15 protein-coding genes are annotated in these 19,059 nt (G+C 33.9%); 7 read left to right on the top strand and 8 right to left on the bottom strand.

Features of this window, described 5'->3' with window-relative positions; genetic code table 11:
* Positions 1 to 275: 275 nt before the first annotated feature.
* The 8 genes from JOC75_RS23570 to dnaA all read right to left on the bottom strand — a co-directional run bounded on the left by JOC75_RS23570 (position 276) and on the right by dnaA (position 11,245).
* Positions 276 to 1,355, bottom strand: coding sequence for an HD-GYP domain-containing protein (locus JOC75_RS23570; RefSeq protein ID WP_204956332.1), 1,080 nt, complete (start codon positions 1,353 to 1,355; stop codon positions 276 to 278).
* Positions 1,356 to 1,528: 173 nt separating this feature from the next.
* Positions 1,529 to 4,081, bottom strand: a complete 2,553-nt coding sequence (gyrA, locus tag JOC75_RS23565) for a DNA gyrase subunit A (RefSeq protein ID WP_204956331.1) — start codon at positions 4,079 to 4,081, stop codon at positions 1,529 to 1,531.
* A gap of 478 nt (positions 4,082 to 4,559) precedes the next feature.
* Positions 4,560 to 6,482 (bottom strand): DNA topoisomerase (ATP-hydrolyzing) subunit B, encoded by a 1,923-nt coding sequence (gene gyrB / locus JOC75_RS23560; RefSeq protein WP_204956336.1) that lies wholly within the window; start codon positions 6,480 to 6,482, stop codon positions 4,560 to 4,562.
* 87 nt (positions 6,483 to 6,569) lie between these two features.
* Positions 6,570 to 6,818 (bottom strand): extracellular matrix regulator RemB, encoded by a 249-nt coding sequence (remB, locus tag JOC75_RS23555; RefSeq protein ID WP_146949898.1) that lies wholly within the window; start codon positions 6,816 to 6,818, stop codon positions 6,570 to 6,572.
* 11 nt (positions 6,819 to 6,829) lie between these two features.
* On the bottom strand, positions 6,830 to 7,948 hold the full coding sequence (recF, locus tag JOC75_RS23550; protein WP_204956330.1) for a DNA replication/repair protein RecF: 1,119 nt from the start codon (positions 7,946 to 7,948) through the stop codon (positions 6,830 to 6,832).
* Positions 7,949 to 7,964: 16 nt separating this feature from the next.
* Positions 7,965 to 8,180, bottom strand: a complete 216-nt coding sequence (gene yaaA / locus JOC75_RS23545; protein WP_146949896.1) for a S4 domain-containing protein YaaA — start codon at positions 8,178 to 8,180, stop codon at positions 7,965 to 7,967.
* Positions 8,181 to 8,517: 337 nt separating this feature from the next.
* The gene (gene dnaN / locus JOC75_RS23540; RefSeq protein ID WP_204956329.1) at positions 8,518 to 9,654 is read right to left on the bottom strand and encodes a DNA polymerase III subunit beta; all 1,137 of its coding nucleotides are present in this window, start codon (positions 9,652 to 9,654) and stop codon (positions 8,518 to 8,520) included.
* A gap of 238 nt (positions 9,655 to 9,892) precedes the next feature.
* Positions 9,893 to 11,245 carry a chromosomal replication initiator protein DnaA gene (gene dnaA, locus JOC75_RS23535; RefSeq protein ID WP_204956328.1) on the bottom strand — a complete coding sequence of 451 codons (1,353 nt, stop codon included), beginning with the start codon at positions 11,243 to 11,245 and terminating at the stop codon, positions 9,893 to 9,895.
* A gap of 956 nt (positions 11,246 to 12,201) precedes the next feature.
* On the opposite strand from dnaA, the gene rpmH reads away from it, so the two are divergent.
* The 7 genes from rpmH (at position 12,202) to rsmG (ending at position 19,002) form a co-directional block, all read left to right on the top strand.
* Complete coding sequence (rpmH, locus tag JOC75_RS23530) at positions 12,202 to 12,336, top strand: 50S ribosomal protein L34 (protein WP_026561635.1); 135 nt, start codon at positions 12,202 to 12,204, stop codon at positions 12,334 to 12,336.
* 367 nt (positions 12,337 to 12,703) lie between these two features.
* Complete coding sequence (gene rnpA / locus JOC75_RS23525; protein WP_146949893.1) at positions 12,704 to 13,048, top strand: ribonuclease P protein component; 345 nt, start codon at positions 12,704 to 12,706, stop codon at positions 13,046 to 13,048.
* Positions 13,049 to 13,208: 160 nt separating this feature from the next.
* Entirely contained in the window at positions 13,209 to 13,988 is a 780-nt protein-coding gene (spoIIIJ, locus tag JOC75_RS23520) for a YidC family membrane integrase SpoIIIJ (RefSeq protein WP_146949892.1), read from the top strand.
* Positions 13,985 to 14,611: an RNA-binding cell elongation regulator Jag/EloR gene (gene jag, locus JOC75_RS23515; RefSeq protein ID WP_204956327.1), complete on the top strand. Its 627-nt coding sequence runs from the start codon at positions 13,985 to 13,987 to the stop codon at positions 14,609 to 14,611. The genes spoIIIJ and jag overlap by 4 nt, the downstream gene beginning before the upstream one ends.
* A 320-nt stretch (positions 14,612 to 14,931) precedes the next feature.
* Positions 14,932 to 16,317 (top strand): tRNA uridine-5-carboxymethylaminomethyl(34) synthesis GTPase MnmE, encoded by a 1,386-nt coding sequence (mnmE, locus tag JOC75_RS23510; RefSeq protein WP_204956326.1) that lies wholly within the window; start codon positions 14,932 to 14,934, stop codon positions 16,315 to 16,317.
* Between the two features lie 62 nt (positions 16,318 to 16,379).
* Positions 16,380 to 18,269, top strand: coding sequence for a tRNA uridine-5-carboxymethylaminomethyl(34) synthesis enzyme MnmG (gene mnmG, locus JOC75_RS23505; protein WP_204956325.1), 1,890 nt, complete (start codon positions 16,380 to 16,382; stop codon positions 18,267 to 18,269).
* 16 nt (positions 18,270 to 18,285) lie between these two features.
* Positions 18,286 to 19,002: a 16S rRNA (guanine(527)-N(7))-methyltransferase RsmG gene (rsmG, locus tag JOC75_RS23500; RefSeq protein ID WP_204956324.1), complete on the top strand. Its 717-nt coding sequence runs from the start codon at positions 18,286 to 18,288 to the stop codon at positions 19,000 to 19,002.
* Positions 19,003 to 19,059 lie beyond the last annotated feature (57 nt).

The following is a 19,059-nucleotide window of genomic DNA, read 5'->3' as shown; positions in this document are numbered from 1 at the left end:
TTTGACTTGCTCATATAATTCGTTTTGTACTATATAGTACGTTTTGTTAATCGAAATTAACGTTGGCACGCTTGGTTTTGTTTAGTTTTCAAAGAACTTTCATCACCCAAAGGCGACTCAATTAATATATCATAAACCATTTTAACAGGTCAAGGGTTTTTTCAGATAATCTTTTCATTAAAGATAATAAATATGAAAAACTCAATCTCTGATTGGCTGACTTTTAAGAGTATATCAACTTAACTATAGGGAGTCAACACAATCAGAGTATTTTTTTATAAAAGCTCTTCGATAAAAAGATCATTTCTATCCTTAAGAATAATAATCTCTTCAGAGTGATCATATTTAACCAATGGTCTTGTTGGATATTTCTCATCAACAAAGACAATTTCAGCTTCAAAACCATCAGACAGTCTTACCTTTGTCCCTGCAGAGAATTTGATTAGTGCTTGTTTTAAAGCATTCAAAACTTTGATATCAAATTTCCCGAATTCATCCTGCATCATCTGTTCGAATACCTTAAATGGGGATTGTTTGCTTCTATAAGGTCTCACAGCTACCATTGCTTGATATGTGTCTGCTAAAGCAACAATCTTACTATATGGATTTAATTGTTCACCTTTTACTCCAAGAGGATATCCACTACCATCAATTCTTTCATGATGCTGAAGAACCCCTAGCTTTACTCCCTCTTTAATAGACATAACATTTTTCAATAAATTATAACTATGCACAGGATGTTGTTTAATATCATGATACTCAGTCTCAGTTAATGTTACGCTTTTCTGGATAATTGTAGGTGAAACTTTAGCCATACCACAATCACATAAAAGGCCAGTTAAAGCAATTTGATTAATGTCTCCTTGCATATATCCTAATCTTTTTGCAAGAAAGGCACTAAGTAGAGCTACCGATATTGAGTGATGGTAAATATATTCTTCTTGTTTACAATAGTGATAGAGCTTTAATATCTCATCCTCATGATCTTGAGATTTTTCAACTAAAGGGATGATGATTTGCCTTACTTTCCCTATATCTATTAAAACTCCTGATTGCCAACTGTTAAAAATATATTTATAAGATTGAACGGCATCTATATATACTTGATAAAAGTCTAGTGATAAATCTCCTTGCCCTAGAGCTTCTACCTCATCATTAGCATCCGATTTTACAATCCTACTATCTTGATCTGGATATTCCTCTACTTCAACTTCTTTTATTAAAAAGGCTTGTAATGCTTCTTTAATACTAGGTGTAACTACTGTTTTTTTATATGCAAGTGGTTTCTTAGTAGCAGAAATGAGATCTTTAGATAAAATATGACCTTCTTGCAATTGATTAATATGGATCTTCAAAGGAACCCCTCCTAATCTCATTATAGCTAATTCATTTCATGTTGTTTATTTATTTTTTGAACTATTTCCTATTTTATAAGTTTCATCCTTCATTCTCTTGTATAAAGCTAGGGTAGATTACAGTTATATAGAGAAAAAAAGAGCCGATACATAATTGTATCAGCCCTTCTATGTTATTCGTCTCCTTGTGAGTCATCATTAACTTCTTTTGTTTCCTCGGCTGGAGCTTCACTACTATTTTCAGTTTGTTCTAAGAACTCTTGATCTAAATCTTCAGTTTCATCTGTTTTTTCTATCTCTTCTTTTTCTACTAATGCGACTGTTGAGACAACAACATTTTCATCAAGTCTAATTAGTTTTACACCTTGAGTGTTACGTCCCATTGTTGAAATTGTATCAACATCCATACGGATCAGAACACCACTTGCTGTAATAAGCATCAAGTCTTCTTCACCTGTTGCTGCTTTAACAGAAACGACTGGACCATTTTTATCAGTAATATTACATGTTTTTAAGCCTTTTCCACCTCGGCTTTGTACGCGGTATTCTCCAGAAGGGGTACGTTTTCCATAACCTTTACTTGTTACGATTAAAACATCTACACCTTCTTCTAAAATTTCCATACCTACAACTTCATCATCTGCATCTAAGGAAATCCCTTTAACACCTGTAGCTGTACGTCCCATTGAACGAACATCCGTTTCAGGGAATCTGATCAACATTCCTTTTTTCGTTCCGATGACCATATCTTTAGATCCATCAGTTAATTTAACTGAAATCAATTCATCTTCTTCGCGCAGGTTTACTGCAATTAAACCATTATTTCTTATATTAGCAAATTGTGATAAAGGTGAACGTTTAGATATACCTTCTTTTGTTGTAAAGAATAAATACCAATCATCAACAAATTCAGAAACTGGAATAATTGCATTTACCCATTCGCCTTTTTCAACACTTAATAAGTTAATAATTGGAAGTCCCTTAGCAGTTCTACTATATTCAGGGATTTCATAACCTTTAGCACGATATACTTTACCTTTGTTAGTAAAGAAAAGAATCGTATCATGAGTTGATGTTGTTAAAAGTTGTTCCACGAAATCATCGTCATTTGTACCCATACCTTGAATTCCTCTACCACCACGCTTTTGGCTGCGGTAAGTTGAAACTGGCAGGCGTTTAATATATCCGTTATGAGTTAATGTAATAACGATATTTTCGACAGGAATCAAATCTTCGTCTTCAATATTCTCAAGACCGCCCGCAACTATTTCAGTACGACGCTCATCATTGAAACGTTCTCTAATTTCTAGAAGTTCTTCACGGATAATTTCTAATACTTTCTCTTCATCCGCTAGAATAGCCTTTAATTCAGCAATTAACTTAACTAAAGATTGATATTCTTCTTCAATCTTTTCTCTTTCTAAACCAGTTAATCTTTGTAATCTCATATCTAAAATAGCTTGTGCCTGCTTTTCACTTAATGAGAATTGCTCGATTAAACCGTTACGAGCTATTTCAGTAGTTTGTGAGCTACGAATAAGAGCAATAACTGCATCTAGATGATCAAGAGCAATTCTTAACCCCTCTAAAATGTGAGCTCTTGCCTCAGCTTTTCGTAATTCAAATGCAGTTCTTCGTTTAATAACAACCTTCTGATGCTCTAAATAATAATAAAGCATTTGCTTTAAATTAAGAACCTTCGGATGTCCATCAACTAAAGAAAGCATATTAATACCAAAGCTTGTTTGCAGAGCTGTTTGCTTATAAAGATTATTTAAAAGCACATTAGCATTCGCATCTTTACGAACTTCAATGACTACACGCATCCCATTACGATCTGACTCATCTCGCAGGTCTGTAATACCTTCGATTTTTTTATCTCGAACAAGCTCAGCGATTTTTTCAACAAGCTTTGCTTTATTAACTTGATATGGTAACTCTTTAACGATAATAACCTGCTTACCTGAAGGCTTTTCCTCGATTTCTACCTTCGCACGAATCGTGATTGATCCACGACCTGTTTCATAGGCTTTTCTAATTCCACTTCTACCAATGATTTGACCTGCTGTTGGGAAATCTGGTCCTGGAATGATTTCCATTAATTCAGGAATTGTTATTTCTGGATCCTTACTAATGGCTAGTACACCATCAATAACTTCTCCAAGTTGATGAGGAGGAATATTTGTCGCCATACCAACTGCGATTCCTGTCGCCCCGTTTACTAATAAATTAGGAAATCTAGCAGGTAAAACAACAGGTTCTCTTTCTGATCCATCATAGTTATCTTGGTAAGCAATTGTGTCTTTATTGATATCACGGATTAACTCCATTGAGATCTTTGACATTCTAGCTTCTGTATAACGCATTGCAGCAGCAGAGTCACCATCAACAGAACCGAAGTTTCCATGTCCATCAACTAGCATGTAACGGAAGTTAAAGTCTTGAGCCATACGAACCATTGTTTCGTATACAGCTGAATCACCATGTGGATGATACTTACCGATTACTTCTCCAACGATACGTGCTGATTTTTTAAAAGGTTTATCCGAAGTCATTCCTAAATCATTCATTGCATAAAGAATTCTTCGATGTACTGGTTTTAAACCATCGCGAACATCTGGTAAAGCACGTGAAACAATAACACTCATAGCATAACCTAGAAAAGATTCACGCATTTCATTACTAATATTTCTGCCTATAACATGTGAGTTTTGATTTTCTGCCATACTATAACAACCTCCCTTATTCCTTTATGTATTTTAAATTGGAAGAGGTAAATGATTTTATATAAAGTCTGATTTCACGAGTTTTGTTACTTTTAACAACTCTAAGAAAACAGCACAATATATAGCCTGGTGGCATCTTTTCTTCAAGAATAGTAAATATCATAAGATAAATACAATTTTTTCCTCTTATAACTTTATCTAATAACAAACCTTCAGAAAAGAGCCTATATAAAAGTAATTAATTCCTGCCCAATTGAGTATTATAAATTCTAATAGTCTACTCTTCATTATAGCAATATTTACAACGAATTACACATCTATTTCCTAGAATATTACTAGAGAGCGCGAGAAACACTATTTTTAGTACGATAATCAGCTAAATGATTATTAATCTTATGAGAAAAAACACCTCACCGTGTAATGAGGTGTTGCTTATGATAAATTTTGTTCATTTCAGATGCTATCGCAAAAACTATGATTAAATATCTAGATTCTTTACATATTGCGCATTCGCTTCGATAAAGTTACGTCTAGGCTCAACTTTGTCACCCATTAAGGTATCAAAAGTTTCATCAGCATCAATTGCATCTTCTAATGTTACTTGTAATAATGTTCTTGTTTCAGGATTCATTGTTGTTTCCCAAAGTTGACCAGGATTCATCTCTCCTAAACCTTTATAACGTTGTATTCCCGGTTTTGGCTGTGAAGGCATTTCTGCAAGGAATGTTTCAAGCTGACGATCATTGTACGCATATTCAATGCGTTTTCCTTGTTGTATCTTGTAAAGTGGTGGTTGAGCAATATAGATATATCCTTTTTCAATAATTTCTCTCATATAACGATAGAAGAAGGTTAAAAGTAAGGTTCTTATATGTGCACCATCAACATCAGCATCTGTCATAATAACAACTTTATGATAACGAGCCTTGCCAAGATCGAAATCTTCTCCTATACCTGTACCTAATGCTGTGATGATCGCTCTTATTTCGTTATTAGATAAAATCTTATCAAGTCTCGCCTTCTCAACATTAATAATTTTACCTCTCAAAGGTAGAATTGCTTGGAAATGACGATCTCTTCCTTGTTTAGCAGAACCACCTGCAGAGTCACCCTCAACGACATAAATCTCACTAATTTTAGGATCCTTAGATGAACAGTCTGCTAATTTACCAGGTAGATTAGAGATTTCTAATGCGCTTTTTCTTCTTGTTAACTCACGTGCCTTTTTAGCCGCAAGTCTAGCTCTTGCTGCCATTAATCCTTTTTCAACAATTTTTTTAGCTGTTGATGGATTTTCTAAAAGGAATTTGTCAAAAGCCTCAGAAAAGACCGAGTCAGTAACAGTTCGCACCTCTGAGTTTCCTAGCTTTGTTTTCGTTTGACCTTCGAATTGAGGATCCGGATGTTTGATAGAGATGATGGCTGTGATTCCTTCACGCACATCTTCACCTGATAGATTATCATCGTTTTCTTTAAAGATCTTATTTTTACGAGCATAATCATTAATAACTCGAGTCAATGCAGATTTAAAACCAGCTTCATGTGTTCCACCTTCATAGGTGTGAATATTATTAGCAAAAGAATAAATATTACTTGTATAGCTATCATTGTATTGAATCGCTACTTCTGTTGTTATTCCATCTTTTTCACCCTCGATATAAACAGGCTCATCATGGATAACCTCACGTGTACGATTTAAATGCTCTACATATGACTTAATACCGCCTTCGTAATAATATTCCTTTTGACGGTTTTCTTCTCGTTTATCTTCGATTGTTATTTTCAACCCACGATTAAGGAATGCTAATTCTCTAATACGATTCGCAAGTGTTTCAAAATCATATTCGATTGTTTCTTTAAAGATTTCTTCATCTGGTTTAAAGTGGGTGATTGTACCAGTCACATCAGATTCACCGATTACCTCTAAATCAGCTGCAGGTACACCTTTATGGAACTTTTGGAAGTGAACTTTTCCTTCACGATGAACTGTAACATCCAATACAGTTGAAAGTGCATTAACAACAGATGCTCCAACACCATGAAGACCACCTGAAACTTTATATCCACCGCCACCAAATTTTCCTCCAGCATGAAGAACTGTCATAATTACTTCAACTGCAGGACGTCCCATTTTTTCATGAATCCCTACTGGTATTCCACGACCGTTATCTTTAACGGTAATGCTATTATCTTCTTCAATAATCACATTTATTTCATCACAGTGGCCTGCTAGAGCCTCATCAATACTATTATCAACAATTTCCCAAACTAAGTGATGAAGACCTTTTGCACTAGTTGATCCTATATACATTCCAGGTCGTTTACGTACAGCTTCAAGACCTTCAAGAACTTGAATCTGGTTTTCATCATATGATTGTTGCTGGACTTGGTTCTCTTCCATCGTCACACTGATTCACCTACACTTTTCCTAAAGCTTTCTTTTTTAAAACATCTAATCTTAAATGAAATCAATTCCTGAAAATTTATATTATAAATCTATATCAAGTGCAATCTCTGCTCGTTTTTTTAAAGTACCTGACGATAATGGTGAAAAATAAATTTTATCAAACGTTACAATAATTGATTTTGCATCCCCACTTGAGAGTTCAACAATTTTATCCTGTTGCTTAGTGAAGAATTCATCAACAATCGGTGATTCAAGTGATGATTGCCGATCTAATATCATAACAACTTCTTTTGAAGGAACAACGAAATTGTCACCTAAATGAATATACAATTAAAATCACCTCATTTATCGTCTGAAAGCTCTCCTGCCTGTACATGAAATGTAGCTGCTTCTCTTAAGGTTTGGTGGTCAATACCTTCAACACTTGTTGTTGTTACAAATGTTTGCACCTTGCCTTGGATTGTATTTAACAAATGTGATTGTCTGTAATCATCCAATTCTGATAAAACATCATCTAGTAAAAGAATAGGATATTCACCAATCTCATTATAAATCAAATCAATTTCAGCTAATTTAAGTGATAGGGCGGTTGTTCTTTGTTGACCTTGTGATCCATATGTTTGAACATCATGATCATTAACATAAAACAGTAAATCATCACGATGAGGACCAACGAGTGTTGCACCACGTTCAATTTCTTTTTCTTTTACACTAGAAAATTTCTCCTCAAATACTTCTATCATTTTCGACAAATCATAGTCTTCTGATACATCTAAGGATGGTTTATATTTTATTGTCAAAACCTCTAAGCCTCTACTTATCCCAGAGTGTACTGGTTGTGCCCATTTCTCAAGTTCTGAAATAAAACGTAATCTCTTTATAATAATCTTTGCAGCCGCTTCGCTTAACTGTGCAGTTAAGACATCAAGCATCGTTCGATCTGTTTGCTTTCGTAGCTGTAGAAGTTTTAAATAGTGATTTCTTTGCTGCATAATCTTTTGATAGCGACTTAAATCGTGAAGATAAACAGCTGACACTTGCCCGATCTCCATGTCAATAAATCTTCTTCTAACCTGAGGACTCCCTTTTACTAGGCTTAAATCTTCAGGTGCGAACATAATCACATTCATTGCTCCAACATATTGGCTCAACTTTTCTTGTTCAATATGATTCAACTTAGCTTTTTTACCTTTTTTCGAGATAACTAATTGCATTTCTGCAGATCGGTTATGTTTTTCTACACTACCCTCTATTTTAGCATATTCTTTATCCCAGTATATAAGTTCTTTATCATTTGACGTTCGATGTGACTTCGCCATGGCTAGAACATAGATTGATTCCATTACGTTCGTTTTCCCTTGAGCATTTTCTCCAAGGATCACATTCACTTTATTTGCAAACTGAATAGTTAAATCTTCATAATTTCGGTAATTTTTCAATTTCAGCTCTTTAATAAACAAATTTTGTACACCAACTTTAATTTTTCACTATATAAGTGCCGAAATCAGGAATATAAACCATATCGCCATTCCGTAGCTTCTTACCCCGACGATTTTCAGGTTCATTATTCACAAAGATTTCATACTCTGATAAAAACCATTTTGCCATTCCACCTGATTGGATAACATCTGCTAATTTCAGAAATTGCCCAAGTGTTATGTACTCTGAATCAATCATTACTGGCTTTGCCATAGCGAACCACCTTCCTTCAGTAGTCTCTAACTTTATATTTTACTAAAAAACATCGATAAAGTACAACAGCACAAGTGTTTCTTATTAGTGTCCACTCCAAAAATACACAAAAGTAATATTTGATTCTTCATTAGTCCTTTGTACCCATACATCCTTTTTTAGGAAAAATAGATTTTAAGTCTTTATATCACTTTCAAGGGTTAGGGGAGAGGAGATCTAGTATATTTTTTACTTCAATGCTAGAAAGGATGTACTATTTTGGCGGAATTTTTAAAAATAGAATTTTTGAAATATAAAAGAGGCTGACCTGTATGCCAACCTCTTTTATAATTTTTTTTTAATAAGTTCGCACTGGAAGAATGAGCTGTAGCATAGAATCATCATTTGTTGTTTTAATTACAAATGGTCTCATTGCGCCAGTGAAGTTAACATTTATTTCTGTTCCTTCGAGTGCTTTTAATGCATCCATTACATATTTTGCACTAAAGGAAATTTTCAATTCTTCTCCTTGAACTTCTTCAGCTTGAATCTCTTCACTAACTTTACCAATTTCAGGAGAATTAGACGAAATCTCAATTAACCCATCTGTAAAGGTTGAAAGTTTCACAACATTATTTCTTGCTTCTTTCGCTAATAATGAGGCACGATCGATAGCTTGTAAGAAGTCTTTAGAATTTAAAGTTAAGTTTGTTTTGCTATCAGCTGGAATAAGTCTAGATGTATCTGGATAATTCCCGTCTAATAATCTCGAGAAAAATAATAGATTTTTTGCTTTAAATAATACTTGATTCTCAGTAATAACAATCTCTATTAACTCGTTTGTATCATCAAGGATTTTACTTAATTCACTTAAACTTTTACCAGGAATGACAACATTGTAGGTTTCAAGGTTTTCTGAATCGATCATTGCTTTTCTTAAAGCTAAACGATGGCTATCAGTAGCGATACAAATTAGTTCACCGTTTTCTAATTTCCAATTTACACCTGTTAATATTGGTCGCGTTTCTGAGGTAGATACAGCAAAAACAGTTTGACGAACCATAGCTTTTAATAGATCTGTTGGTATTTTAAATATATTTTCTTCCTCAATTTGTGGGAGGTGAGGATATTCTTCTGCATCCAAGCCGTTTAAACTAAATTCGGCTTTTCCTGAACGAATTGTAGTTGAATGGTGATTTCCTACTTCAATTTCTACAATATCTTTTGGTAGCTTTTTAACGATTTCACTGAAAAACTTTGCTTGTAACACAACACTACCAGCTTGAATCACTTCTACGTTTTCTTTGTCATCTTCTTCAGCAGGAATAAAGGATTCAATTGAAATATCAGAGTCACTGCCTGTTAGGGTTACTCCTTCAGAATGTGCAACAATTTTTATACCAGTCAATATTGGAATAGTTGTTCTAGATGAAACAGCCTTCATTACATCTTGAACACTTTGGACTAATTTATCTTTTTGAATAACAAATTTCATAATGATTTTCCTCCTTATGCTTAACCAACATTTTTAACTCTTATGAACAAATGATTTTCCGCGAAAATTTCTGGTTATAGTTATATTATTTATTAATAAAAATATAATAGAAGTAGTAATAGGGCCTGTGGAAATGTGGATAACCGTCCTAAACGAAAGGAAACACAGCCTATCCACATGTGGACAGACTGTGTATATGTTTGCACCAGTTATTCACATAATTCAGTTTTAGTAAATGCTATGATCCTCTTAAAAGTCCGGTAATATCTTTAAGCTGTTTTTGTAATAATTCATCATTTTGGAGCATTTTAGAAATTTTCTCATGAGCATGAATCACTGTCGTATGATCACGACCTCCGAATTCTTCACCTATTTTAGGTAAAGAAGAATCAGTTAATTCTCTCGATAAGTACATGGCAATCTGCCTCGGAAATGCAACCGATTTAGTTCGTTTTTTAGCTTTAAAATCCTCTAATCTCACCTGAAACTCTTGTCCAACAATTCGTTGAATATCACTTATTAAAATAACCTTTGGTTTTGAATTTGGAATAATATCCTTTAATGCCTCTGCTGCTAAATCAGCATTTATATCTTTATTAATAAGTGAAGAATAGGCAACAACACGAATTAACGCACCCTCTAATTCACGTATATTAGAATCAATTTGATTTGCAATATAAAGCATGACTTCATTAGGAATATCAAGACCTTCAGCTTTTGCTTTTTTACGTAAAATAGCAATTCTCGTCTCAAGGTCAGGTGGAGTAATGTCTGTTATTAACCCCCATTCGAACCTGGAACGAAGTCTATCTTCTAAAGTAGGGATTTCTTTAGGTGGTCGATCACTGGAGATAACGATTTGCTTACTTTCTTCATGCAGAGTATTGAAAGTATGGAAGAATTCTTCCTGAGTTTGTTCTTTTCCGGCCAGGAACTGAATATCATCTATTAAAAGTACATCAACACTTCTATATTTATTTCGAAAGTCTACAGCTTTGTTATCTCGTATTGAATTAATAAACTCATTTGTAAACTTTTCTGATGATAAATAAACGACCTTAGCTGAAGGGTTATGATCTATAACATAATGCCCAATTGCGTGCATTAAATGTGTTTTTCCTAATCCAACTCCACCATAAATAAATAGAGGATTGTATGCTTTTGCAGGTGCTTCGGCTACAGCAAGAGAAGCAGCATGAGCGAAACGATTACCAGAACCTATAACAAATGTATCAAATGTATACTTAGGGTTTAGCATATTTTGAGGTAATTCTGTTTGTTCCTCATCATTTTTATTCGTTTTTTTAATTGGAGAATTTGGAACAAAATCATCATCAGTTTGATTTTGCGGAATAATAAATTTTATCGCGAACTCTTCACCAGTTAATTGGTAGATCGTATCGGCAATTAAGTGTAAATAACGAGATTCTAACCAATCTCTTGCAAATTCATTAGGAGCTGTAATTGTTAGTGTATCACCTTGTATAGTGTGAGCTTTTGTAGATTTAAGCCAAGTTTCATAGCTTGGTTTACTAATTTTCTTTTCAATCTCTGCTAAAGCTTTATTCCAAAGTTCGGATATGTTCTCCATTAGGTGTTTTGTCCCTCCTTTACAACAGTGTCTCATAAAATGTATAACCTTTGTACAAGACGCGAATACTCCTGTATAAACATACAAAATCCAAGAAATGTGTATAAATATATAATATAGTAGAAAAACGTCTTTTCGACAAATCTCACGTGTTGTGGACAACAATTTACACAAGCTGTTTATAAACTTTCCACACCTTATCCACAACTTGTGGATAAAGAAAAATTATGAGTAGAATATTAAGAGTGAAAACACAAATATAATATCAAAATAAATCAATAGATGCAACGGTTTTTACAAACTTATCCACATAACTATTGTTTTGTTGAAAAAAATTGTCCACAACAAGCTAACTTGTGAAAAACTTGTCGATAACATATGTGGATACTGCAGAATGGTGTCGAAAGTTTATCCACAGGGGTGAAGTTGTACATAAAAGTACTTTTTAAGGCTATGAGATATGAAAGAAACAGATCCTGGATTTAGATAATAAAAAATGATTCTTGTGGGGAGAAAAAAATTGCAAGGATATATGGGTGAAGAAGTGCTATCTATAATTTTAGGGGATGCGAATAACGAAATTTTGCGAGAGGGAAGAAGATCAAATTTATAAACTAGGCTATATTTGTGCTTAATGTTTTTTAAAAGCAATTATTTGAGGTACTAAAAAAATTTTCGGTAGGAAAGTGTCAAAGAGAGACAGGCTTTATTTCTCCCTGAAAAGCAAACGCCAGTAACGGAAATTAACAAGAAAGTGTTTAAGAGTTGATATCACAATTGTTACAACAGATAATGATGACTAATCACAACAATCTTCCAAAAAAGGGACTTTATAAAAAGACGATTTTAAATAGACTTAATTATTAAAAACGTTTCAGTGGTTGACAATTCCTATGTTAGGTAACTATAATTAGTAGGACTGTCTTTAACTGTTATTCCTCAGGGAGGTGTCATATATGAAACGTACTTATCAACCAAATAAACGCAAACGTAGTAAAGTTCATGGTTTTCGTAGCCGCATGAGCACAGCTAATGGACGTAAAGTTCTTGCTCGCCGTCGTCGCCGAGGAAGAAAAGTATTATCAGCATAGGCCACTGACAAATCAGTGGTCTTTTTTTTCAACTAAGTAGATTTCATTAAATTGCTTCTTAAAATCATTGTTATGTTAAAGCTTAATGATTTTAGCACTTTGTTGATTGGAGTATAAGGCATGAGACTCTTTCCTAGGAAAAAACGAACTTTATTTTTTCCCATGGAAAGCAAATGCCTGAACGGAAATCAACAACAAATTTTAACAGAGCCTAAATTAAAAGAAGAGAATTTCATTGAAATCTATTTAATACATAAATGTTTTATGTCGGAGAGATCTTGACTAGTTTAAATCAGAATTATTTCAGACATAATGAAGGTGAGAATTCTGTTAGAAATAATAAACAGAACATACCGGAGTGAAACGAATGAGAAGGAAATATCGAATTAAGAAGAATAAAGATTTTCAAAAGGTTTTTAAAAAGGGTAAATCAATTGCGAATAGACAATTTGTTCTTTATATCTATAGTGAAAGAGAAGAAAAAGAATTTCGAGTGGGATTGTCTGTAAGTAAAAAGATAGGAAATGCTGTGACAAGAAATAAAGTTAAGCGGTTAATTCGACAAGTATTTCTAGAAGAAAAAGATAAGCTTGTACATGGTAAAGAGTTTATTATAATAGCAAGAAAACCTGCTGCCCAAATGAATTATCATGAAGTGAAGAGCAGTTTAAACCATTTGTTTCGAAAAGCGAAAATTTTTCAGTCATCATAAATGTTGAAAATTGTTGAAATTACTCTAGCGAAAACTTGTTCATATAAAAGAATTATAAAGATAAAAATGGTAAGATATTAATTATGTGGAACTTTTTCTATCTTTTAACGTACGTATACACATTCAATGGTATTAATAATTTGTTAGGAGGCAAAAAGGTTTGAAGAGGCGCATACTTTTAATCGCAGGGTTAATAAGTGTATTAACCCTATTAACTGGGTGTACAGAGGTAAATGTACCGATTACATCTGAAAGTGAAGGATTTTGGAATAAATATATTGTTTATCCTTTATCCCAATTGATCACATACTTTGCAGAAATAACAGGAGATAATTATGGTATTGCTATTGTTATAGTAACCCTTATTATTCGTCTGGCGATTTTACCGTTAATGATTAAACAAACGAAAAGCTCTAAGGCAATGCAAGCAATTCAACCAGAAATGCAAAAGCTTAAAGAACAATATAGTTCTAAAGATCAACAAACTCAACAAAAGCTTCAACAAGAAACAATGGCACTTTTTCAAAAGCATGGTGTAAATCCACTTGCTGGATGTTTCCCATTAATCGTTCAGATGCCAATATTAATTGGTTTTTATCATGCGATTATGAGAACAGAAGAAATAGCTGAACACACATTCTTATGGTTTGATTTAGGTGAACGAGATCCATACTTTATTCTTCCACTTGTTGCAGGTGTTACAACATTTGTTCAACAAAAGATGATGATGGCTGGAACAGCTAACCAAAATCCTCAAATGGCTATGATGTTATGGATTATGCCAATTATGATCGTAGTTTTTGCGATCAGCTTCCCAGCAGCTCTTTCATTGTATTGGGTAGTAGGTAACTTATTCATGATTGTCCAAACATATTTTGTTAAAGGTCCTGAATTAAAAGCAGCGGCATCTTCTCCAAAAGATGGAGGAAAGAAGAAGTGAAAGAAGTAACTGCTAATGGACATACTGTCGAAGAAGCAGTAGAAGAAGCATTAAAAACATTACAAGTAACAAAAGATCAAATTGAGATAACAATTTTAGAAGAAGGTAAAAAAGGTATTCTCGGTATCTTTGGAAAAAAACCTGCAATTGTGAAGGTAGTTCTTAAACAAGATCCAGTTAAAGAATCCCATGCTTTCTTATCTGAAGTTATTCAAAAAATGGGAATTGAAGCTAAAATTGATGTGAAGAAAAGTGGTAAAACGGCAACTTTTCAAATCAAAGGCGATAATATGGCTATTTTAATCGGTAAAAGAGGACAAACTTTAAATTCACTACAATTTTTAACTCAATTAGTTGCAAACAGATACTCTGATCACTATTTGCAAATTATAATTGATGCAGAAAATTATCGTGAACGAAGAAAAGAAACTCTCACTTTACTTGCAGGAAGATTAGCACAGCAGGTTAAACGTACATCAAATAAGGTTTCTCTTGAACCAATGCCTTCAAATGAACGAAAAATCATTCATGCTGCTTTAGCTAAATATCCAGATTTAAAAACATATTCAGTAGGTGATGAACCAAATCGACATTTGGTTATATCACCGAAGAAAAAGGGATGACTATTACTGGTCATCTCTTTTTTTATACCCTAAATTCTACATTTATTAACCTCATATAAATCTCCTTATGCTTTTCACCATTAGATAGGCAGCTTACACTTTTCTCATTTGGGGATAAGATGAAAACCTGATAAGGTAAAATATTGTTATTAACATGTGGATAAGTTAAAATGAATAAAGGAAATAATCTAAGTAGAAACTCATTGTGGATAAATCAAGTATGATTTTACTTTCTTATAAAAATGAATTGTGCTATCTTTAAATTTTGGTCAAGTATTTTGGTGAATATATAGATATAAAAAAGAGAGGTGATCGTAAAGATGGAGTTAGATACAATCACAGCGATATCAACGCCGTTAGGGGAAGGAGCTATTGCAATTGTTAGATTAAGTGGTGAAGAAGCAATTGAAATTGCAGATAAACTATTTAAGGCACCTTCCAATAAGAGGCTCAAAGAGGTTGACTCCCATACGATCCATTACGGACATATTATCGATCCAGCAACAGATCAAATTGTTGAGGAAGTAATGGTCTCTTTAATGAGAGGTCCAAGAACTTTCACAAGAGAAAATGTTGTAGAAATAAATTGTCATGGTGGCTTGGTTACTGTAAATAAAGTGCTGCAATTAGCCGTACAAAATGGAGCTAGACTTGCTGAACCAGGTGAGTTTACTAAACGTGCATTTTTAAATGGACGTATTGACTTATCTCAAGCTGAAGCAGTAATGGATTTAATTCGGGCAAAAACAGATCGAGCTATGAATGTCGCATTAGGTCAAATGGAAGGAAAGCTTTCAAAGCTTGTGCAAAAGCTCCGACAAGAAATATTAGAGACATTAGCACATGTTGAGGTGAATATTGATTATCCTGAGTATGATGATGTGGAAGAAATGACACATAATATGCTTATTGAAAAAGCTTCATTTGTTAAAGCTGAAATTGATAAACTGTTACAAACCTCACAACAGGGTAAAATATTGAGAGAAGGTCTATCAACAGTTATAATCGGAAGACCTAATGTTGGAAAATCTTCTTTATTAAATAGCTTAGTACATGAAAATAAAGCAATTGTTACAGATATTCCAGGTACAACTCGGGATGTTATTGAAGAGTATGTTAATGTTCGCGGTGTGCCTCTAAAATTAGTCGATACAGCTGGTATAAGAGAAACTGAAGATATAGTAGAACGTATTGGTGTCGAGAGATCGAGGAAGGTTCTAAAAGAAGCAGATCTAATTCTATTAGTACTTAATTATAATGAGCTCTTATCACAAGAGGATATCAAATTGTTCGAGGCTGTTAAAGGCATGGATATCATTGTCATAGTTAATAAAACTGACCTAGAAAAGAATATTGATCTCACACAGGTGAAAGATTTAGCTAATGGAAGACCTGTTGTTACAACTTCATTATTAGAGGAAAAAGGAATTGATGAATTAGAGGAAGCAATTAGTTCTTTATTTTTCCAAGGTAATGTCCAAAGTGGTGACTTAACATATGTCTCTAATTCAAGACATATCGCACTATTAACTGCTGCTAAAGCTTCTATTGATGATGCACTAACAGGCATTGAAGCGGGAATTCCAATTGATATCGTTCAAATAGACTTAACTCGTTGTTGGGAACAATTAGGTGAAATAATTGGTGATGCAGTACACGAAAGCTTAATTGACCAGTTATTTTCGCAATTTTGCCTAGGAAAATAAAAAGGCTTTGTATATAAAATCTAGCTTTACAAATTAATATATGAGATAAAAGGAGGTAAATAATGTCTTATAAAGCAGGAGATTATGATGTCATTGTAATCGGTGCAGGTCATGCTGGCTGTGAGTCAGCATTAGCATCAGCAAGAATGGGTGCAAAGACATTGGTTATAACAATAAATTTAGATATGGTAGCCTTCATGCCATGTAATCCATCTGTTGGAGGTCCAGCTAAAGGGATCGTTGTTCGGGAAATTGATGCTTTAGGTGGAGAGATGGGGAAAAATATCGACAAAACTCATATTCAAATGAGAATGTTAAACACAGGAAAAGGTCCTGCTGTTAGAGCGCTTCGTGCACAAGCAGATAAATTTTCCTACCAGCATGAAATGAAAAAAACAATGGAAAATGAAAAAAACCTTACTTTATTACAAGGAATGGTGGATCATTTAATAATTGAAGATGGTGTTTGTAAGGGTGTTGTTACTCAAACAGGTGCAGAATATGCCGCAAAATCTGTTGTTATTACAACAGGGACATTTTTACGAGGAGAAATTATTTTAGGTGACCTCAAGTACTCAAGTGGTCCAAATAATCAACAACCTTCTATTAAATTATCTGAGCACTTACAAGAATTAGGCTTTGATTTAGTGCGTTTCAAAACAGGTACACCTCCACGTGTTAATAGTCATTCGATTGATTATAGTAAAACTGAGATTCAGCCTGGTGATGAGGTTCCACGTGCATTTTCTTATGAAACAACCAAATATATAACAGATCAGCTTCCATGTTGGTTAACATATACGAGTGAGCAGACACATCAAATTATTGATAATAATTTACACCGCTCTCCAATGTATTCTGGCATGATTAAAGGAACAGGACCGCGTTATTGTCCATCGATTGAAGATAAGGTTGTTCGTTTTAATGATAAGCCGCGTCATCAAATTTTCTTAGAGCCTGAAGGTCGAAATACACAAGAGGTATATGTTCAAGGACTTTCAACTAGCTTACCGGAGGATGTTCAGCAGCAAATTTTAAAAACTATTCCTGGTCTTGAAAATGTTCAAATGATGAGAGCTGGATATGCAATTGAATATGATGCCATTGTGCCAACACAATTATGGCCAACATTAGAGACGAAAAAAATTACATCATTATATACAGCAGGGCAAATTAATGGAACATCTGGCTATGAAGAAGCCGCTGGTCAAGGACTTATGGCTGGAATTAATGCTGCTCAAAAAGCATTAGGACGAAAAGAAGTAATACTAAGTCGATCAGATGCTTATATTGGTGTACTTATTGATGATTTAGTTACAAAAGGAACAAGCGAGCCTTATCGCTTATTAACATCAAGAGCAGAATATCGTCTACTACTAAGACATGATAATGCTGATTTACGTTTAACAGAAGTCGGTCATGAAATTGGATTAATAGCTGATGAGAGATATGAAAAATTCATACAGAAAAAGCAAGCAATTGAAGCAGAAAAGGAAAGGTTAGCGTCAATCTTTATTAAGCCAAATCAGGAGACACAAGACTTAATTGTTTCTGTTGGTGGAAGTGAATTGAAAGATGGTATTCGTGCTAGTGACTTATTAAAAAGACCAGAAATGCTGTACGAACATATTTCACAGCTCGTACCAGCTGAGAAACCAGTAGATGCTGATGTTGCAGAGCAAGTGGAAATTCAAACTAAATATGAAGGCTATATTGAAAAGTCTTTACAACAGGTTGAAAAATTAAAGAAAATGGAAAATAAGAAAATCCCAGAAAATATTGATTATGATGATATCAATGGATTAGCGTCTGAAGCTCGTCAAAAATTAAAAGAAGTAAGACCGTTATCTATGGCACAAGCATCTCGTATATCAGGTGTAAATCCAGCCGACATCTCAATTTTACTAGTATATCTTGAGCAAGGAAGAATAGCTCGAGTATCTAATCAATAATGGAAAGGTTTTGAGTATGGATATAGCATTATTTCAATCAAGTTTAAAGGAGAAAGGGATAGATCTTTCTCCTCAACAAATGGAGCAATTTGATTTATATTATGAATTGCTAGTAGAATGGAACGAGAAGATGAACTTAACGTCTATTACTGATAAAAAGGACGTTTATTTAAAGCATTTTTATGATTCAATATCTGCAGCATTCTATTTTGATTTTTCAAAACCGCTTTCATTATGTGATGTAGGAGCAGGCGCTGGATTTCCAAGTATACCAATCAACATTTGCTTTCCACATTTGCATGTATCAATTGTTGATTCATTACAAAAAAGAATTACATTTTTAACTGAGCTTACAAATCGATTAGGCTTAAAGCATGTAACATTACATCATGATCGAGCTGAAACATTTGGACAAAATCCTGAATTCCGTGAGTCCTATGATATTGTGACAGCAAGAGCGGTAGCTAGGTTATCAGTTTTAAGTGAGCTTTGTATTCCATTAGTAAAAAAAGATGGGTATTTCATCGCTATGAAGGGGGCAGCTGCTCAGGATGAGTTAGAAGCTGGGAAAAAAGCCCTTCAAGTTTTAGGTGGGAAGGTTCAACACACCCATTCATTTGAATTACCAATGGAAAATAGCGAAAGAACAATATTTATAATAGAAAAACAAAAAAGTACACCCAAAAAATATCCTAGAAAACCTGGAACGCCTAATAAGCTTCCGATAGAGTAAATGTTTCACATGAAACATTTACTCTAACTTTCGAACATATGCAGGAAAAATCGCTAG

The organism is Metabacillus crassostreae (assembly GCF_016908395.1).
In the GTDB taxonomy this organism is placed as follows: domain Bacteria; phylum Bacillota; class Bacilli; order Bacillales; family Bacillaceae; genus Metabacillus; species Metabacillus crassostreae.
Note: the sequence above shows the minus strand (reverse complement) of the source record. Positions and strands in the feature narration are given on the sequence as shown.

Excerpts from the sequence above, each read along its gene's own strand:
- rsmG (WP_204956324.1), top strand. The coding sequence starts at position 18,286 with ATGGATATAGCATTATTTCAATCAAGTTTAAAGGAGAAAGGGATAGAT.
- mnmE (WP_204956326.1), top strand. The coding sequence starts at position 14,932 with ATGGAGTTAGATACAATCACAGCGATATCAACGCCGTTAGGGGAAGGA.
- mnmG (WP_204956325.1), top strand. The coding sequence starts at position 16,380 with ATGTCTTATAAAGCAGGAGATTATGATGTCATTGTAATCGGTGCAGGT.
- rpmH (WP_026561635.1), top strand. The coding sequence starts at position 12,202 with ATGAAACGTACTTATCAACCAAATAAACGCAAACGTAGTAAAGTTCAT.
- rnpA (WP_146949893.1), top strand. The coding sequence starts at position 12,704 with ATGAGAAGGAAATATCGAATTAAGAAGAATAAAGATTTTCAAAAGGTT.
- gyrB (WP_204956336.1), bottom strand. The coding sequence starts at position 6,482 with ATGGAAGAGAACCAAGTCCAGCAACAATCATATGATGAAAACCAGATT.
- dnaA (WP_204956328.1), bottom strand. The coding sequence starts at position 11,245 with ATGGAGAACATATCCGAACTTTGGAATAAAGCTTTAGCAGAGATTGAA.
- gyrA (WP_204956331.1), bottom strand. The coding sequence starts at position 4,081 with ATGGCAGAAAATCAAAACTCACATGTTATAGGCAGAAATATTAGTAAT.
- yaaA (WP_146949896.1), bottom strand. The coding sequence starts at position 8,180 with ATGGCAAAGCCAGTAATGATTGATTCAGAGTACATAACACTTGGGCAA.
- dnaN (WP_204956329.1), bottom strand. The coding sequence starts at position 9,654 with ATGAAATTTGTTATTCAAAAAGATAAATTAGTCCAAAGTGTTCAAGAT.